At 40.8% G+C, this 17,167-nt stretch carries 14 protein-coding genes; 8 read left to right on the plus strand and 6 right to left on the minus strand.

The annotated features are described in order from the left end of the window. Positions 1-2: 2 nt before the first annotated feature. From ACPZ3T_RS20455 to ACPZ3T_RS20480, 6 genes are all read right to left on the minus strand, one after another. Positions 3-1,301 (minus strand): L-fuconate dehydratase, encoded by a 1,299-nt coding sequence (locus tag ACPZ3T_RS20455; protein WP_490271286.1) that lies wholly within the window; start codon positions 1,299-1,301, stop codon positions 3-5. Between the two features lie 205 nt (positions 1,302-1,506). Then, the gene (locus ACPZ3T_RS20460; protein WP_490271288.1) at positions 1,507-2,205 is read right to left on the minus strand and encodes a DUF4396 domain-containing protein; all 699 of its coding nucleotides are present in this window, start codon (positions 2,203-2,205) and stop codon (positions 1,507-1,509) included. 47 nt (positions 2,206-2,252) lie between these two features. Further along, positions 2,253-4,646 (minus strand): glycoside hydrolase family 15 protein, encoded by a 2,394-nt coding sequence (locus tag ACPZ3T_RS20465; protein WP_490271290.1) that lies wholly within the window; start codon positions 4,644-4,646, stop codon positions 2,253-2,255. A gap of 149 nt (positions 4,647-4,795) precedes the next feature. After that, positions 4,796-6,004, minus strand: a complete 1,209-nt coding sequence (locus ACPZ3T_RS20470; protein ID WP_490271291.1) for an SDR family oxidoreductase — start codon at positions 6,002-6,004, stop codon at positions 4,796-4,798. Positions 6,005-6,152: 148 nt separating this feature from the next. Continuing rightward, the gene (locus tag ACPZ3T_RS20475; protein WP_490271293.1) at positions 6,153-7,088 is read right to left on the minus strand and encodes a cation diffusion facilitator family transporter; all 936 of its coding nucleotides are present in this window, start codon (positions 7,086-7,088) and stop codon (positions 6,153-6,155) included. A gap of 26 nt (positions 7,089-7,114) precedes the next feature. Further along, complete coding sequence (locus ACPZ3T_RS20480; RefSeq protein WP_490271294.1) at positions 7,115-9,235, minus strand: amylo-alpha-1,6-glucosidase; 2,121 nt, start codon at positions 9,233-9,235, stop codon at positions 7,115-7,117. 482 nt (positions 9,236-9,717) lie between these two features. Here ACPZ3T_RS20480 and ACPZ3T_RS20485 point away from each other — a divergent pair, with 482 nt between their 5' ends. The 8 genes from ACPZ3T_RS20485 (at position 9,718) to ACPZ3T_RS20520 (ending at position 17,155) form a co-directional block, all read left to right on the plus strand. Continuing rightward, a complete protein-coding gene (locus tag ACPZ3T_RS20485; protein ID WP_490271295.1) occupies positions 9,718-10,212 on the plus strand; it encodes a DUF2231 domain-containing protein in 495 nt (164 codons plus the stop codon). A 201-nt stretch (positions 10,213-10,413) separates the two neighbouring features. Next, positions 10,414-11,019 (plus strand): DUF2231 domain-containing protein, encoded by a 606-nt coding sequence (locus ACPZ3T_RS20490; protein ID WP_490271296.1) that lies wholly within the window; start codon positions 10,414-10,416, stop codon positions 11,017-11,019. A gap of 19 nt (positions 11,020-11,038) precedes the next feature. Then, on the plus strand, positions 11,039-11,959 hold the full coding sequence (locus tag ACPZ3T_RS20495) for a cytochrome c oxidase subunit II (protein ID WP_490271298.1): 921 nt from the start codon (positions 11,039-11,041) through the stop codon (positions 11,957-11,959). Further along, the gene (locus ACPZ3T_RS20500) at positions 11,949-13,628 is read left to right on the plus strand and encodes a cytochrome c oxidase subunit I (protein ID WP_490271300.1); all 1,680 of its coding nucleotides are present in this window, start codon (positions 11,949-11,951) and stop codon (positions 13,626-13,628) included. Before ACPZ3T_RS20495 ends, ACPZ3T_RS20500 begins: the two co-directional genes overlap by 11 nt. A 128-nt stretch (positions 13,629-13,756) precedes the next feature. Continuing rightward, entirely contained in the window at positions 13,757-14,425 is a 669-nt protein-coding gene (locus tag ACPZ3T_RS20505) for a cytochrome c oxidase subunit 3 (RefSeq protein WP_490277298.1), read from the plus strand. A 25-nt stretch (positions 14,426-14,450) separates the two neighbouring features. Beyond that, complete coding sequence (locus tag ACPZ3T_RS20510; protein WP_490271302.1) at positions 14,451-14,690, plus strand: hypothetical protein; 240 nt, start codon at positions 14,451-14,453, stop codon at positions 14,688-14,690. 56 nt (positions 14,691-14,746) lie between these two features. Next, positions 14,747-16,117 carry an NAD(P)/FAD-dependent oxidoreductase gene (locus ACPZ3T_RS20515; RefSeq protein ID WP_490271303.1) on the plus strand — a complete coding sequence of 457 codons (1,371 nt, stop codon included), beginning with the start codon at positions 14,747-14,749 and terminating at the stop codon, positions 16,115-16,117. Positions 16,118-16,195: 78 nt separating this feature from the next. Then, positions 16,196-17,155, plus strand: coding sequence for a VOC family protein (locus ACPZ3T_RS20520; protein WP_490271305.1), 960 nt, complete (start codon positions 16,196-16,198; stop codon positions 17,153-17,155). The last annotated feature ends 12 nt before the right edge of the window (positions 17,156-17,167 follow it).

The following is a 17,167-nucleotide window of genomic DNA, read 5'->3' on the forward strand; positions in this document are numbered from 1 at the left end:
TTTCACTGCCATGCTTTACCGTTGGGATATTGATATTTATCTAGAGATTCAGGCTTCATTTGGATGCTAAAGCCGGGTTTGGTTGGGGGTAGATAATGACCGTTTTGAATTGTGACGGGATCTAAAAAGTTTTCGTGTAGGTGAGAGACGTATTCAATGAATCGATTTTCGAGCGTGCCACTGACGCAAATGTAGTCAAAAATGGATAAATGTTGGACATATTCGGGTAGTCCGACTCCGCCACCGTGGGGACAAACAGGTAGGTTAAATTTTGCGGCTAGTAGTAGAACTGCTAGAACTTCATTCACACCACCTAGGCGACAAGCATCAATCTGACAAAAGCGAATCCCACCAGAACGGATAAATTGTTTGAAAAGAATCCGATTTTGACATTGTTCACCAGTTGCTAAGTTAATTGGTGCAGTTGCTTTGGCAATTTCCACATATCCTTGAACATCATCGGGGCTTGTGGGTTCTTCAATCCAAAATGGTTGATATTTGGCTAGTTGTTGGATATTTTCTATTGCTTGGCTGACTTCCCAAGCTTGATTTGCATCCATCATCAGTTTGCAATCATAGCCGACTTCTGAGCGAATAATTTCCGCACGGCGGAAATCGTCTTTTAAATCGTTGCCAATTTTGATTTTAAAATTTTGCCAACCTTCGGCTAGAGCATCACGGCAAATAGAACGCAGTTTATCATCTGAGTAGCCTAACCAACCGGCGGCTGAGGTATAAGCTGGGTAGCCTGATTGTTGAATTTTTTGAATGCGATCGCTCCGTGTGGGAAACTTATCTTTGAGAATTGATAAGGCTTCTTCTGAAGTGAGTGTGTCAGTCAGATAACGGAAGTCTACACAGCGTACAAGTTCTTCTGGTGACATATCAGATAACAGTCTCCAAAGTGGCTTACCCTCGACTTTGGCGTAGAGATCCCAGACTGCATTCACTATGGCGGCTGTAGCTAGATGAATCACACCTTTTTGTGGCCCTAGCCACCTGAGTTGGCTATCGCTGGTAATATGTTGCCAGAATGCACCCATATTTTCTGTAAAGGACTCTAGGGTGTGTCCTACAACCAAATGGCTTAAATCTTTTTCAGCTAAGACACAGATATCATTACCTTCCCCAATGGTGAAAGTCATGCCGTGACCTTCTAAGCCTTTTGGATGGTCTGTTTGCAAAATCACGTAAGCGGCTGAATAATCTGGTGCTTTATTCGTTGCATCTGAACCTGTGAGAGTTCGAGAGGTAGGAAAACGAATATCCCGTGCTACCAGATTGACAATTTTGGTAGGCATAAATCGGGCAGATGATATTAAATCAGTGAACAGTGAACAGTGAACAGTTATCAGTTTTTTTTGATAACTGTTAAACCCAACGATAAACACATCACTCTTGACTGATAACTGTTAAATGAGTGTTTATCCATCAATTGAAACAAAGTCATAGTGTACGGCCTTCTTCCCAATGGAGGCGATCGCTATCAGTCTTGCGGTGATACATTTACATTACTTCCTTTATTTTTTGACTCAGTAGCCACCAATTGACAGGATAACTAGTGATAAAGCCGCAGACCATACCAATCTGCATCATGAACCAAAATACGGGATTGTTCGGACGTAAAGTTTCTGGTGAGAAAAAAACAAAAAATGCAACTGCCATCCAGCCATACATCCCAACCTGCCATGCTGTTAATGAGAGGGTATCGGCTTTCACCGCAGCTTTTAAACCATCTCCCATCGAAAGACCCCGCATCGGTTTAATGGTGAAATATTGAAAAGCTATACCAAAAATAAACGCCACAATATAATCTAATACCCAAGTCCCAAGAATGTGGCTACCAAAGATGACAATTGGCACGAAAAAAACGAACCATTCCGCAACAATATCTCCTAAAGTACAACCACTCCCACAATGACTTGCTCCCACACCAACACTTTGCCAAAAGGGTTTTTTCTGATTTGGAGGTTCTTCACCTCGCTCTTTCGCTCTTTGAACTCGTTCCTTGGTACTTAATCGCCCTATCTTGTAATAGGCATACAGCCCAAATACCCCTGACCACAAAGCTGTAACAGGCCAAACTACTTGCATAATCCACATATTTTGCGGATTTTTAGTAAAGATATCAATAGCAATTATCAAAGAGCAAATAGCAGCAGTAATTAATGAAATAATTGCCAGGTCGTAAAGCCATTGAGGCATTTAAACCCCCTTGCAGAGATTAAGTTTTTGGTTGAGAATACTGATAATTAATCAATAGCTACCTGATAATTTTTGTTTTCCCATTTATTGCTATCAATCCAAAAAAAGGTAAACTTTATTGTTTCTTGTTGTTTATCATCAACAGATATATCTACATAATTTAATCCCAATTTTGTCGCAATAGAAGGTGTATCCTTGACGGTCTGCCAATTATCTTTTGACCAATGTAACTGAAAAGAAACTAAAGCTTGAATCCGTAATGTATGACCTTTTTTAACTTTGTCTACTTGACGGTTAAATTTCCAAATTTCTAATAATTTACATTGCTTTCTTTCACCTAAATATCGATTAGCCACCTCTGGAATAAAATCAAATACCTGACCGTCGTGAGTTGACCGCAGCAGTTTAATATACTCAGCGTGCGCCCACATTAAAGGCATGGCTGAACCTGTTGCTTTTCCTAAATACATATGAACATCAGGTTTATCTGCTTCATCCCAAATCTGTTCCGGTAATAAACAAATATCGGAAGCAAATCCTTCCATCGCTTTGATATATGCTTTGACATCGCCGCCAGCAGCTAGTTCATAATGTCCTCGTTCCCCTGTCAACAAAGGCCAAGCGCGTCCTTTACCCCAACCCGTGTAGGGGCTTCCATCTTCTCTTTGTCCATAGCCATCGTGATTGTAACGATGCCAACAAAACCCAACGGGTGTATCTACTTTCAAGACGGCATCAATTACTTTGACGGAATTAATAATAATTGGGTCATCAGGTGGACGAATGCCATAGCGCACAAGTTGTAAAAATCCGGCATCAACTATTTCTTTGGCGGGAAATTCTGTTGGTTCTCCAGGTGGTTGACTACCAATAAACAGAGTTCCTTGGTTGGGATTTTCGTGAGGCTGAGGATTATTGATATCGGCAGGAGTAATCCGAATGTAATGTTGTTTGATACCAGGAACTAAGTTGCTTTCGTTAGTTACTGTCCAATCTTCAATGTGAGCTTCTAAAAAATCAGCGTAGTCTTCGATAAATTGGGCTGTGTTTTCATCCCCATGTTCGCGGACAAATTTGGCAGCACAAATTAAGGCTGCAATGTTACAAGCCAGTGTCGAAGGTGAATAACCGCTACATTCTTCCCAGCGTTCTTGTTGAGTAGCGGGGCCATGCCGAATTAGATAACCAGCCGCCCGCAAAATCATCGGATAAAAATCAAAGTTTAGTGGTGCATTTTCTTGTTTTAATAACCATGCTAAAAGAATGGGAAATGCAACTTCATCTAGTTGGATACCTGTCCAGTAGGGTTCGCCATCAACCCAGAAATTTTGAGCAAAACCGCCGTCTTCTTGTTGACTGGTGGCTAGATAAATGAGCGATCGCACTGCTGTATCTGTTTCCCCAGCCGCCACTAATCCTGCTACACTACTAACTAAATCCCTTGTCCAAACTAGATGATATCCCCCTTGGTCTTTGTCGTCTTTGACTTCACCCCAAGGAATCGCCAAGGAAGCAATTAAAGCACCAGGATAAGTCTTGTCTTCATGTGCCAACAACAGACTAACGCTGTTGTGATATAACTTTCCTTGATCATAGGAAATATTTTCTAATGGTTTGATGTCGTGGCGCGATCGCTGCCACTGTTCGTTATATTGCTGCTTCTGTTGTGGGAAAGGAAGATTAAGCGACTGACATAGGGTGGAAACTGCATTGTGTAGAGTTGTACCCAATGCTAATCCTAAAGTGAACTCGTGACTATCATCTAGATTTAGTTCTCCGGTCAGAGCCAAATTACCATCTAAGGCCTTATCAAATTCCCAATCCATGCGGAAATTATCAGCTAAATCTGTCCAACCGTCACTTTGTCCAACGTAGCCACAGGAAAGACGGCTAAAGGGAACTGTTGCCCCTAGTGCTAACCAAGTTCCTTGTTTTTCTGCTACGAGAATATTCTGTCCAGCTACTTCTAATATGTAACCATTATTACTAGACCCACCCACGTCCAAATGTGGCGCACATAAAGCATACAAACGAAGTTGGGAGATAAAATCGCGCTCTCCTGTTAATTTTGTGTGTTGCAGAATACAGGATAAATGTGGGTCAGCAATCACTTCTTTGATCACAGCATAACGCCCTTGGGGATCGGAATTAGTGACACGGTATCCTAAACCATAAGTCCACAAATGTTCAATTTTTGATTCGAGATGGCGTTTCTCCTCATGGAAAAAAGTTTTGCCATCAGCGATGAGATATTGTAAATCACGAATTTGGGGTTGGTCTACTGTGGGATAGTAGACTTCAGTTATCACACCGTTCCAGAGGGTAAACCAAATATGACTAGAGGTAGAATAAGCTGTTCCTACTCCATCCTTATTCGCATGAGTCCATCGTGGCTCAATACCTGGTGAGCCAAAAGCCTGTTTTTGACTAAAAAATTTCATAATAGACCTCTTGCACGAATAATTGAACAATCCTAATAAATAACTTCAAGAGTTATTTTCCTGCGTTCTTCTTTGCGTCTTTGCGCCTTTGCGTGAGCTTTTAAACAATCTTGTTAGCAACACCAAAGTATTTATGCAAGAAGTCTAATCTAGCTTTGAGTAGCTTTTTGTTGGTTTGCAGATTCTGTTGTTAATGCTTTCCAGGCAAATCGAGCCAATCCTGTGAGCAAATTCCAGTTATTTAGTTTGCTGTTGCCATTTAAAGTTTGATGCAACTGTCGAGCTACTTCAGTATTAATATCTGATTCGGTGATTCTTTCGTATTCATCCTCTTGATGAACATATCGCTGAGGTTGAGATTGATGCCCCAAATAAGCCCCCAGTGCTACTAAGGCGACACCAGCACCCAGTCCTAAAATCAGCCAATCTTGATTTTCAGTTGCCCACAGTTGGAGGCTGTGATCCTGTGCTTGTGCATCAAAGCTACCATGCGCCCCGTGATCTCCTGGTAATGGTTGCCATAAGTTACTTTGCTTATGATGGTTTTCTGGTTGTGCTGTCTGCTGACTCTTGTATCCAGTTTTACCTAGATACCTATCAAGTAATCCAGGGGCAACTTTTGTACCCAAGATGGCCTCAACTGTTGAACCACCTACATAAAGTTCCCGTCGTTGATGGGTTGCTGCCCAGACAATGGCCTCAGCCGCTACTTCTGGTTGGAAAATTGGCGGTACTGGCTGGGATTTTTGGGGCATATTGTTTTTAATCCAGTCAAACTGCGGCGTGTTCACGGCGGGCATTTGTACCATCGTGATGTGAACGTTGCTATGGTCATGATGCAGTTCGCAACGAATGGAATCTGTAAAGCCGCGAATGGCAGCTTTTGCACCGCAATAGGCAGATTGTAAGGGAATTGAGCGATAAGCCAGAGCAGAACCGACTTGGACAATTGTACCGCGATCGCGTGGCTTCATCCGCCGCAAAGCTGCCATTGTGCCATGCACATATCCTAAATATGTCACCTCGGTAACACGGCGAAATTCCTCTGGGGTAATCTCTAAAAATGGCGACAAAATCGAAGCCATCGCATTGTTCACCCAAATATCAATCGGGCCAAACTCTTTCTCTACCATCGCCGCCGCCATTTCCACCTGTGCGGGGTCGGAAACGTCTGTTGGTAGCACTAACGCTTTACCTCCAGCCGCTTCTACTTCCCGCCGCGCTCCATTTAATCCGTCATGACTACGAGCAACTAATCCGATGTACGCTCCTCGTTTGGCAAATGCTTGGACAGTCGCTCGTCCAATGCCGGCTGATGCTCCAGTAATTACAACAACTTCAGGTTTTGATGCACTCATAATTTACTTTTTGTTGAATTTCAGTATTTATGATTTATTTAGTGGTGAAAGCAATTTATAGGGATATTTAATTGAGGTATATAACTGATTTTTTTTAACGCAAAGGGGCGCAAAGGAAAGCGCAGAGGGGCGCGGAGATTGCTCAATTTTAATTTTTAGGAAAACTTTTACTGCTATTTGATAAAGATTTGGCTTCAATGAATATTTGTTTGACTTCAGAATGTTTTTGACAAATTTTGGCTTCTAAGCTTTCTACTGTTAATGCTATCTCCTGCCCTGATAAATACTGAGCGAATTGAATTTCTAAATTGAGTAAGATTTCCTGGGGAGCGAGTTGCATAGTTAGTACACGCATGACATTTTCTACTCCTGGTTCTGTTTTAGCTATAAAGCGAATGTCATCGATAATTTCTTGATTGGCACTTTCCCCAACTAGCAATCCTTTACTTTCTATTGCTAGTAATACTGCTACTATAGCTAAAATCATGCCAATAATAATTGAGGCGATACCATCGAAATAAATATTATTCAATAAATGTCCTAAGAAGATACCTATTAAAGCAACAATCAACCCTAAGATGGCAGCAGAATCTTCAAATAAGACTGTGAATACAGTGGGATCTTTGCTGGTTTTGATTGCTTGCCAAAAACTCTGATTACCCTTGTTTGGGAGAAATTCCTTTAAAGCTATAGTCCAAGAAAAACCCTCAAATAATATCGCTAAACTCAACACAATGTAATTCCACATCGGATTTTCTAACGGACTGGGATTTATTAAATGGCTGATGCCTTCATAAATAGACATTCCGCCACCAATGGCAAAAATGAGGATAGCAACAATAAAAGTCCAAAAGTAAAGTTCTTGTCCATAACCAAAGGGGTGACTATCATCTGCTGGTTTTTGACTCCTCCTCAACCCCAACAGCAGTAATAATTGATCGGTAGTATCCACCAGTGAATGAATACCCTCAGATATCATCGCTGAACTATTGGTAATGAAAGCAGCGATAAATTTAGTAATAGCGATCGCTAGATTAGCACCCATCGCCGCCAAAATCGTTTTCTTAGAAGAATCTGATGCCATGAGGGTAAAAAAATCAAACCTCCCTATTATTGATAAACATATAATTCACCATCACTATGAGTAACTTGCCATCGCGTTTGTTCTTCTTCACGCCAAAAACGTAGTGAAACTTTCACATCTCCTACAGCCAGATTTTTCAGTTCTAAATCAGATAAGCATTCTGGCAGATGAGGCTGTACTTTTAACTTGTGCTGTGGTGCATTGGCTTCGAGTCCTAAAATGCTGCGAATCAGAAATAAAATTGAGCCTGCCGCCCAAGCTTGGGGTATATTGGCATCTGGATAAGGCACTGGAAAGTTATTGTCTTGGCGTTCAATTCCGGCAAATAATTCCGGCATTCTTCCCGCTTGAAAATAACTAGCAGCCGCAAAAATTCCTTCAGCAATGCGATTAACTTCTTGGTGATAGCCGTACCGCTTTAACCCAGCCGCAATTATCGAGTTATCGTGAGGCCACACACTACCGCGTTGATAACTAATTGGGTTATACCCTTGATGTTTTGATGACAGGGTTCGTATACCCCAACCACACCACAAATCTGCTTGAAAAAGTCGCTCAACTAGCTTTTTTGCTCTTTCTTTAGGTACGATACCCGAAAATAGTAGTTGTCCAGCATTGGAAGCAATTGATTGAATTTGTTGTTTGTGATTATCTAACCCAAGACAGTAAAAGCCTTCTGATTCCATCCAAAATTGTTCATTAAATCGTTGATAAAGTTCCTCTGCTTTTTGGCGGAATTTTTTTGCTTGTTTTTGTTCTCCCCACACTTCATAAATGAAGGCAGCTTTTTGCCAAGCTTCGTAAACATAACCTTGGACTTCACACAAAGCAATTGGCGGCTCAACTAACTTACCGTTGGGATAAACTATCGCATCACCGGAATCTTTCCAGGCTTGGTTGCGTAAACCCTGACTAGAAAGAGTTAAATATTCTACAAATCCATCTCCATCAAAATCGCCGTATTTATCAATCCAATTGAGAGCTTTTTCTAATGAGGTGCGACACTCGTTCAGCATACTCAAGTCAGCGTTCCAAGAGTAGGCTTCTGCTAAAGTCACAATCCATAAGATGGTACTATCTACTGTGCCGTAGTAAGGATCATATGGAAGTTGATGGATTTTAGTTAATTCATCGTGGCGTAGCTCGTGCAACATCTTACCTGGTTGAGCATCGTGCCAGTTATCTAAATCTTTGGCTTGTAACTGAGCTAGTCTGAGTAATGTACCACTAGCAAATTCGTGATAGACAGCAATTGATTGCAAACTTGTGACAATTGCATCACGACCAAAAACAGCCATAAACCAAGGAATACCAGCCGCAGGCATCCAAAATTGTTGCCCATTATCTTCTACCTGTATCCGCATGGCAGCCAAATCAATTAGTGCTTGCTGATAAAATGCTTGAATCTCAGCGTTGGCAGATTTGAGCTTTGCTGCATGAGTGAGAAATTCATCTCTGATTTTTCCCGCTTTGGTATTGTGGCCTACACAGCAGGTAGTTTGAGGCTTGAGGATGTCGCCATTAGCTATGGCTGTAAAATTAAGACAAGTATGCCAGGACTCACCAGAGGCAATAACTACATCAAACATTAAACGGCCGTTAGCGTAACGCACCTGCGAACTAGAACACACAGCCTCAGTTATCATGCTCCGCACAAAATCACCGTTACGATAATCTGTCTTTAAAACCCTGTCTTGCCATGTGGTGTTTGTAATTCCCCGTGTCAGGATATGCTTGGCTTTCACATCAAAAATATCTGCAAAATCCGATCGCAGTGCCAGCATTAATTGAAATTCGACAGGTTCATGGTAATAGTTAGTAATATCAATATCTTCGTGCATCCCCTCTACAATGTCCCGGCGAACACTAATCAGCAAACAATCAGCAGGTAAATTTCCTTTGACAGTAGGAAATTTAGGATTAGTAAATTGATAAAGCGCACTGTGATGGGTGATATTGCTAGAGGCTAATAGTACGAGTGGATAACGATTTAAAGAAATTTCATAGTAAGAAATTAGGCGTGTATCCCGCACAAAAAAACCTTGGGGTAAATTGCTATTGATAGAACCATCGCTAGCTGTCACCAAAAACGATGAACCATCATTTATGGTAATTAGACCAGGATTAATAATAACTTTCGTAGGCATGAATCAATTCAAAATTCAAAATAAACAGTTATATCAATTCGCCATATCGCCAGCAGATAGCTAATACCAAGAGAATTACAGACTCTTTGCAAGTGCAAGATTTTATGTTATGTGCAGCAGAAAGTTGGTAATTTCAACCTATTTCTACTTTAATAAATTTCTCATATGTAATTAATCTATCAAAAGAAACATCAAATTCATCATTATTTTGAGACTAGAAAACATATTATTAATTAGTTCAATGGCTTGATGTTTCAATTGTTTGTCATAGAGATGAAAAAGTTATGTCTTTTTTATTAATATTTGTAAATATAGTGAATTATGATATTAATCTCAATCTTAAGAAAGATGTGTTTTAGAGAATTTGTTTTGTATTTGTTAGTTGCAAGTAATAATTGTGGAATTGTGTGTTTGAGCGTCTTGGATAATTTCTATAACTTTTAGCCTATTTCTCAAGAAGTCCTAAGATTTAGGAGAGCTTCATGCTTGCTCTACAGTTAAATAGTGAGAACCTGCCATATCCTGATCCCATTCATCCCATCGTTGTGCATTTTGTAATTGCAATGGTGTTGTTTTCGTTTTTTTGTGATGTAGTGGGGTATTTTGCTCACAATGTGCGTTTGTTAGAGGTTGGTTTTTGGAATATGTTTGTGGCGGCGATCGCTATTTTTGTGGCGATCATTTTTGGGCAGTTGGAAGCAGGTTTGGCGAACATTTACCCAGCCGTCCAGCCTACCTTGAATTTTCACACCGTTATGGGTTGGTCATTGGGAGCGATCGTAGCGGCAATTACTGCTTGGCGATTTGTGCTGCGCGATCGCAACCCCCTCAAACTGCCTCCCGCATACCTCGGCGTTGCTACATTCTTAGTTTGTCTAGTGTTATTGCAAGTATATCTAGGAAGTAAGCTGTTTTGGGTCTACGGGTTGCACGTTGAGCCTGTTGTTGAGGCTATGAGGCAAGGCATATCACCTTGACATACTCCTTGACCTGAAGGTACAAGGATTCTCTAAGTCTCACGGCTTAGATTTCTGCTTCTTAGCAACTGCCTCTACCCCAAAGGTTTTTCGGTCTTATGTTTGCTCCACAGACTTAAATTCCCGGATGTCCCTCGGTATGTACTTAAGTTTAGCACAAAGCCGTCCTAAAAGGACGGGGTTTCAGACCCAGAGGTTTCGATGAACTCCCAACTAATTGAGCAATTAAGACTGAGATTAGGCGTTAATGGATTGCCCTACGAAATTCCTATACATCCGCTATTAGTGCATCTGACATTGGGCTTATTTATTATTGCCATCTTATTTGACATAGCAGGAGCAATTTTCCCCATAGAAAAACCCATCTTTAAATTCTTGGGTTTAACTGCCATTCGTTCTGGCTTCTTCAATGTTGGCTGGTACAACCTACTAGGGGCGGCTATTGTAACTTTTTTCACCGTTGGATTTGGTTTTTTCGAGTTACTACTAGCCAACCCACCAATTGATCAAAAGAGTGATTGGGGCTTAAATGCCTCTTGGACAATGCTTTTACATGGCTTGGGTGGTGTTGTATTGTTGGGTGCTATTGTCGCCATGACAGTGTGGCGAGGTGTGCAACGCTACCGTTGGCGCAAAGATGCTGCCATACAGGTGCAGTGGTGCTACTTGTTGGTAGGTATTGGGATGCTGGGTATTTTGTATGTCCACGGAACTTTAGGAGGGCAATTAGGTGGAGAGTTTGGCATTCATGTGACTGCGGCTAAATTAGTCCAAGAGGGGGTAGACCCAAATTTACTGCCTAAATAGATGATAATTTAGAAAATTTATGGCTAAATTTTTAGAATATTTATTAATAGCTGGTTTTATTGCCGTATTACTCGTTCTCAGCCATTGGATTGGGGAGATGTCTTATGCTTGGATGCCTATTGAAGCTACCGCAGAAGCGAAAAAAGTAGATGATTTATTTAGCTTCTTAGTTTCAATTGGTGCGTTTATTATTCTTGGGCTGGCGGGGATGATGCTATTTTCAGTCTTATTCTTTCGCGCACCCGCAAATGATTACAGTGAAGGACACCCATCCAGAGGAGATATCAAGTTAGAAATTTTATGGACGGCTGTGCCAACTGTATTAGTATTGTGGTTGGCTTTTCAAGGACTCAATATTTATCAGCAATTAAATATTCTGGGTTTACAACAAATTGTGCATTTGCTGACACCTTGGGAATCTCAACCAGCTTATGCCGTATCAAGTGATGACAAACCTAAACCTGCTGCCGAAAGTGTGGATGTGTTCGTCAAGCAGTGGGATTGGTCTTTCCGTTATGCCAATAATGTCATCAGTCATGAATTACACTTACCTGTAAATCATCGTACTCGCCTAAATCTGCACGCAAAAGACGTACTTCATAGTTTTTACGTCCCTGATTTTCGCTTACAGCAGTATGTTGTCCCTGGACGTGACATAGACATTATAGTTACACCCACTCGCATAGGTAAATACACACTCAAAGATGCTCTATTTAGCGGCACTTACTTTGCTTTGATGGATGCCAATGTACAGGTTGAAACTTTAGAAAAATATAACCAGTGGCTTGCTCAAGCCGAACAAGAACCTCCGACTAATCAAAATCAAGCAATTGCTGAATATAATCAACCGCCAAAAACTCTATTTAAAAGTGGCTGGTATACTGTCGCACCCAGTCAAGAGATTATAGCCAAGGAAAGGAAAGTTACTAATGACACATGACTCTCTAGAAGCAACATCTCAAAACGAGCCGGAAAATAACTGGAAAAAATACTTCACCTTTAACACCAACCATAAGGTTATCGGTGTGCAGTACATGGTGACGACTTTCATTTTCTTCTTGATTGGCGGACTTTTGGCGATGCTCATCCGTGCTGAACTGATTACACCGCCATCAAATTTGCTAGATCGTCCTCTATATAACGGCTTATTTACCCTGCATGGAACAATCATGATTTTTCTGTGGATTATCCCGTTTAATGCAGGTATTTCTAATTACTTAGTGCCGCTAATGTTGGGAGCGCGAGATATGGCGTTTCCTCTCCTCAATGCCATTTCTTTTTGGATGATTCCAGTAGGGGGTGTTTTATTACTATCTAGTTTCTTTCTGCCCAATGGTACAGCACAATCTGGCTGGTGGTCTTATCCGCCCATTAGTCTGCAAATTCCGCCTGGTCAGCCGATTAACGGTGAATTTATTTGGATTATTAGTTTAGTCATTATCGGCATTTCATCCATTATGGGGGCTGTTAACTTTGTATCGACAATTTTTTGGATGCGCGCCCCAGGTATGACCTTCTTCCGAATGCCTGTGTTTGTTTGGTCAATTCTCAGCGCGCAGTTGTTACAGCTAGTGAATTTACCTTCCCTCACAGGTGCATTGATATTGCTGTTATTTGATCTCAATTTCGGCACGCAATTCTTTAAACCCTTAGAGAATGGCGACCCCATCATTTATCAGCATTTGTTCTGGTTCTACTCCCACCCGGCAGTGTACATCATGGCATTACCAGCATTTGGTATTTTTGCCGAAGTTCTGCCAGCATTTTCCCGTAATCCTTTATTTGGCTATCGCTCATTAGCTGTTGCTTCTTTAGGCATTGCTATAGTTAGCATTTTCGTATGGGTGCATCATATGTTCACCAGTGCTACCCCTAGCTGGATGCGGATATTATTTATGTTTACTTCCATGTTGGTTGCTGTACCCACTGGTGTGAAAGCATTTGGTTGGACGGCTACAGTTTGGAAAAGCAAGCTGCACTTAGAGACACCCATGCTATTCGCCTTGGGAGGTGCAGCCATGTTTCTGCTCGGTGGTGTCACTGGTGTGATGCTGGCAGCAGTACCCTTTGATATTCACGTCCACAATACTTACTTTGTGGTGGGACACTTCCACTATGTTGTGTTTAACACCATCACAATGGCAATCTTTGCCGCCATTTACTTCTGGTTTCCCAAGATTACCGGACGGATGTACGCCGAAGGCTGGGGCAAAGTGCATTTTTGGTTAACCTTTATTGGTGCTAACCTAACTTTCTTCCCCATGCTGGCACTAGGTTTACAAGGAATGGTACGCCGAATTTCCTCCTATGAACCAGAGTATCAAGGATGGAATATTGTTGCTAGTTTAGGTGCATTTTTACTGGGAGTATCTACACTGCCCTTTATTGCCAACATGGTGGGTTCTTTATTATACGGACAGAGAGCAGTTAATAATCCCTGGCTGGCCACAGGATTGGAATGGATGACAACTTCACCGCCACCACACAATAACTTTGCAGAGATTCCCGTTGTGAAAAGACCACCCTACGACTACGGAGATCCTAAATATTCAGTCATAGAACCTAATGAGTCAGCAGAAGAGAGGCGCAGAGAAATATGGGAAAGATGAATCAATTCAAAATTCAAAATTCAAAGTTCGTAGTGTTCGCGCAGCGTCTCGCAGAGAGGACTTTAGTCCTCTGATAAGGACTAAAGTCCTTACTACGAACTGATAACTGATAACTGATGACTGAATATATGAACCGTCGTACTATTTATATAGATGAAAGTCCTATCCGTTTTGAAAAGTGGCGGAAAAATCTACCGAATTGGCTTAAGCGATTTTTGCCTAGTGGTGGTGGTAAAGCTGAAGATCATCATGGCAAAGCAATTTTTGGGTTTGTCGTATTTCTACTATCAGAAAGCATCATTTTTTTGAGTTTTATTTTTACGTATGTTGCTTTGCGATTAACGCATTCAGGAAATTGGCTACCACAGGGAATTTCGGGGCCGGAATTATCTACCCTTGTGATTGTTAACACGGTAGTTTTACTTTCAAGTAGCTTTGTGATTCAACCAGCAGAAAATTCTCTCCAGCATGGCAGATTAAAGAAATTTCGCTGGCTGTGGGTGATGACAATTTGTATGGGAACTTTCTTCTTAATCGGTCAAGGAATTGAATGGAGTAAGTTAGATTTTGGGTTAAGTACCGGATTAGTTGGTTCTACATTTTACGTATTAACAGGTTTCCACGGTTTACACGTTCTTGCGGGTGTAATTCTCCAAGTAACTATGCTTGGTCGTTCTTTCATTCCAGGAAATTATGATAAAGGTCACTTTGGCGCAAGTGCGACTACTTTGTTTTGGCATTTTGTTGATATAGTTTGGGTTTTTCTGTTTTCACTGCTTTATTTATGGCAAGCATAAATTAATTCAAAATTCAAAATTTAACATGAAATTACTAGCACAAGAATTACCATCTACTAGACCAATTGAAGAAGCTCCAGCACGGGGTACAAACCAAGATCAACTGATTGCACGAGGTTTACAAAAAGAGCAGTATATTGGCATTTTGGGGCTAGCGATCGCCTTAATTACTGCTGTAGGCTTTTTGAGTCGCAGAGTTGAATATGCAATTATCTTCGCTTTTTTTCTCAGTGCTATTCTCATTGCTTTCTTTTTATTTATATAGCAAATTACTTCTTTCCTAATCCCCAGTCACTAATCCCCAGTCCCTAATAGAGTTTTATGAACATCCCAGTTTATCAAACTGTAATTGTCGGTGGTGGTTTTACCGGATTATTTACGGCATTACATTTAGCTCATGCACACTATCCCCGCTCGGTAATTTTGATTGATAAAAATGAACGCTTTTGTTTTAAGCCATTACTTTATGAATATTTCGATGGCGAGATGGATAGCTTTCAAGTAGTACCACGTTTTGCGGAATTACTTCACAGGAGTGGTGTGATTTTTATTCAAGATACAGTGCAATTTATAGACCTACATCAAAGGCAAGTAAAATTAGTTTCCGGTGATGTCTATAAATACAGTAATTTAGTCTTAGCTTTGGGTAGTGTTACTGGCTATCATCATGTTAAAGGTGCAGAAGAAAACGCCTTTCCTTTTTGGACACAAGCCGATGCGATCGCACTTGATAAACACTTACGCGAGTGTCTACATAAAGCAGTGCAAACCCCAGAGATAGAACAACGCCGAAAGCTATTAACAGTAGTTGTAGTTGGTGGTGGACCTAGTGGTGTAGAAATGGCGGCGACTTTAGCAGATTTTCTCCCTCATTGGTATGCAGCTTTAGGAGGAAATTCGGCTGAAATTCGCGTGATTCTTCTCAATCATGGTCAAGAAATTTTAGCGGGTGATATTAACAATTTACTGCGCCAAATTGCGGAAAAAGAATTACAAAAACGTACCGTAAAAATTGAAATTATTACAGGTGCAGAAGCCACTAATGTTCACCCTCATTTCATTGAATTGAAGCATAATAATGAAGTTAAAATATTACCAACACACACCACAATTTGGACTGCTGGCACTTCTACCCATCCTTTAATACAAAACTTACCCATTTCCCCAGAACATCGAGATCATCATGGTCGTCCCTTAGTAACTCCCACAATGCAATTACTCGACTTTCCAGAAGTATTTGCAGGTGGTGATTGTGCAGCCGTTCAAGATACTTCCTTACCGCCTACAGCCCAAGTTGCTTATCAACAAGGAGCGAATATTGCTCAAAATTTGAAAAAACTTGCTCTCGGAGAAGATCCCAAACCAACTAAAGTAAATATCCGAGGAACTCTTTTGAAATTGGGTTTAAATGATGCTGCTGCTAACTTATTTAATATTTTTGAAGTTGCAGGTGAACCCGCACATTTAATTCGTCAAGGCACATATTTAACCCTATTACCGACCCCAATTCATGACTTTGAAGCCACAACAGAATGGCTAGACGAAGAAATTTTTCATCATCATATAGACCCTCATGAAGTTGGTAAAAAAGTCATACAAACAGTGGAAATAGTTGGTGCTGGAATCATAGGTATTTTAGTAGCCAGAAAATTATTAAAAATCTTAGGTGATGAAGAAAAACCTACTACTTAATTAAAACTCCGCGTCACTCTGCGTTTACTTAGCGTACCTCTGCGTTTAAATATATTTTCAGTACAAAGGCGGTTAAATATGCTGACTCAACCCCATATACAAGTACAAAGAATTAGAGCTATTGGCTTAACAGTCACAGATTGTAATCAGTCTCTGAATTTTTATACACAAGCACTAGGTTTTGAGTTATTTTCAGATATCACTATTGAAGAACAAAATTACAGTGACTTAGTAGGTGTACCAGGGGCAAAAATTCGCATTGTCACTTTGCGACTAGGTGATGAAATCATCCAGTTAATGGAATATCTCAACGTAGAAGGAAAACCCATACCCAGCGATTCCCAAAGTAATGATTTGTGGTTTCAACATTTAGCAATTGTAGTAAGTGATATGGAGCGCGCCTATAATCACTTGCGCTCATTTCCCATAACACCTATTTCTGTTTCTCCCCAAACAATACCACCTGAAAATGAAGCTTCTGGTGGTGTCCGCGCTTTCAAATTTAAAGATCCAGACGGACATGATTTAGAGTTAATTTGGTTTCCACCTGATAAGGGAAAAGATAAATGGCATCAAAATACAAATCGGTTATTTTTAGGAATTGATCATAGTGCAACTGCCATTTCCAACACCGAACAAAGTCTACACTTTTACCGCGACCTTTTAGGAATGGAAATTGATAGCCGTAGTCTCAACTGGCGTAAAACTCAAACTCGCTTAGATAACTTACCCGCAGCAGAAGTTAAAATTACAGCTTTGCGTCCTGTTCAAGATGGTATAGGAATTGAACTACTAGATTATATTGTGCCGGGAAAGGGTCGTCCTATACCGAGTGACTGGAAAAGTTGCGATATTGCGAGAGTGCAAATTGAATTTGTGGTGAATAATCTTGAGTTACTAGTAGATAAGTTACAGCAGAACGGGGTTCAGTTTGTCTCACCGAGGATTGTACAATTTGCAGATGATTTATTTCCTTACAAACAAGGTTGTTTAGTTAAAGATCCTGACGGACACGCAATATTGTTAATTGCTGAGTGAGACTGATTCATC

Source organism: Aliinostoc maniaoense (assembly GCF_058172895.1).

Excerpts from the sequence above, each read along its gene's own strand:
- ACPZ3T_RS20470 (WP_490271291.1), bottom strand. The coding sequence starts at position 6,004 with ATGAGTGCATCAAAACCTGAAGTTGTTGTAATTACTGGAGCATCAGCC.
- ACPZ3T_RS20490 (WP_490271296.1), top strand. The coding sequence starts at position 10,414 with ATGAACTCCCAACTAATTGAGCAATTAAGACTGAGATTAGGCGTTAAT.
- ACPZ3T_RS20460 (WP_490271288.1), bottom strand. The coding sequence starts at position 2,205 with ATGCCTCAATGGCTTTACGACCTGGCAATTATTTCATTAATTACTGCT.
- ACPZ3T_RS20475 (WP_490271293.1), bottom strand. The coding sequence starts at position 7,088 with ATGGCATCAGATTCTTCTAAGAAAACGATTTTGGCGGCGATGGGTGCT.
- ACPZ3T_RS20495 (WP_490271298.1), top strand. The coding sequence starts at position 11,039 with ATGGCTAAATTTTTAGAATATTTATTAATAGCTGGTTTTATTGCCGTA.
- ACPZ3T_RS20500 (WP_490271300.1), top strand. The coding sequence starts at position 11,949 with ATGACACATGACTCTCTAGAAGCAACATCTCAAAACGAGCCGGAAAAT.
- ACPZ3T_RS20505 (WP_490277298.1), top strand. The coding sequence starts at position 13,757 with ATGAACCGTCGTACTATTTATATAGATGAAAGTCCTATCCGTTTTGAA.
- ACPZ3T_RS20480 (WP_490271294.1), bottom strand. The coding sequence starts at position 9,235 with ATGCCTACGAAAGTTATTATTAATCCTGGTCTAATTACCATAAATGAT.
- ACPZ3T_RS20515 (WP_490271303.1), top strand. The coding sequence starts at position 14,747 with ATGAACATCCCAGTTTATCAAACTGTAATTGTCGGTGGTGGTTTTACC.
- ACPZ3T_RS20465 (WP_490271290.1), bottom strand. The coding sequence starts at position 4,646 with ATGAAATTTTTTAGTCAAAAACAGGCTTTTGGCTCACCAGGTATTGAG.
- ACPZ3T_RS20455 (WP_490271286.1), bottom strand. The coding sequence starts at position 1,301 with ATGCCTACCAAAATTGTCAATCTGGTAGCACGGGATATTCGTTTTCCT.
- ACPZ3T_RS20485 (WP_490271295.1), top strand. The coding sequence starts at position 9,718 with ATGCTTGCTCTACAGTTAAATAGTGAGAACCTGCCATATCCTGATCCC.
- ACPZ3T_RS20510 (WP_490271302.1), top strand. The coding sequence starts at position 14,451 with ATGAAATTACTAGCACAAGAATTACCATCTACTAGACCAATTGAAGAA.
- ACPZ3T_RS20520 (WP_490271305.1), top strand. The coding sequence starts at position 16,196 with ATGCTGACTCAACCCCATATACAAGTACAAAGAATTAGAGCTATTGGC.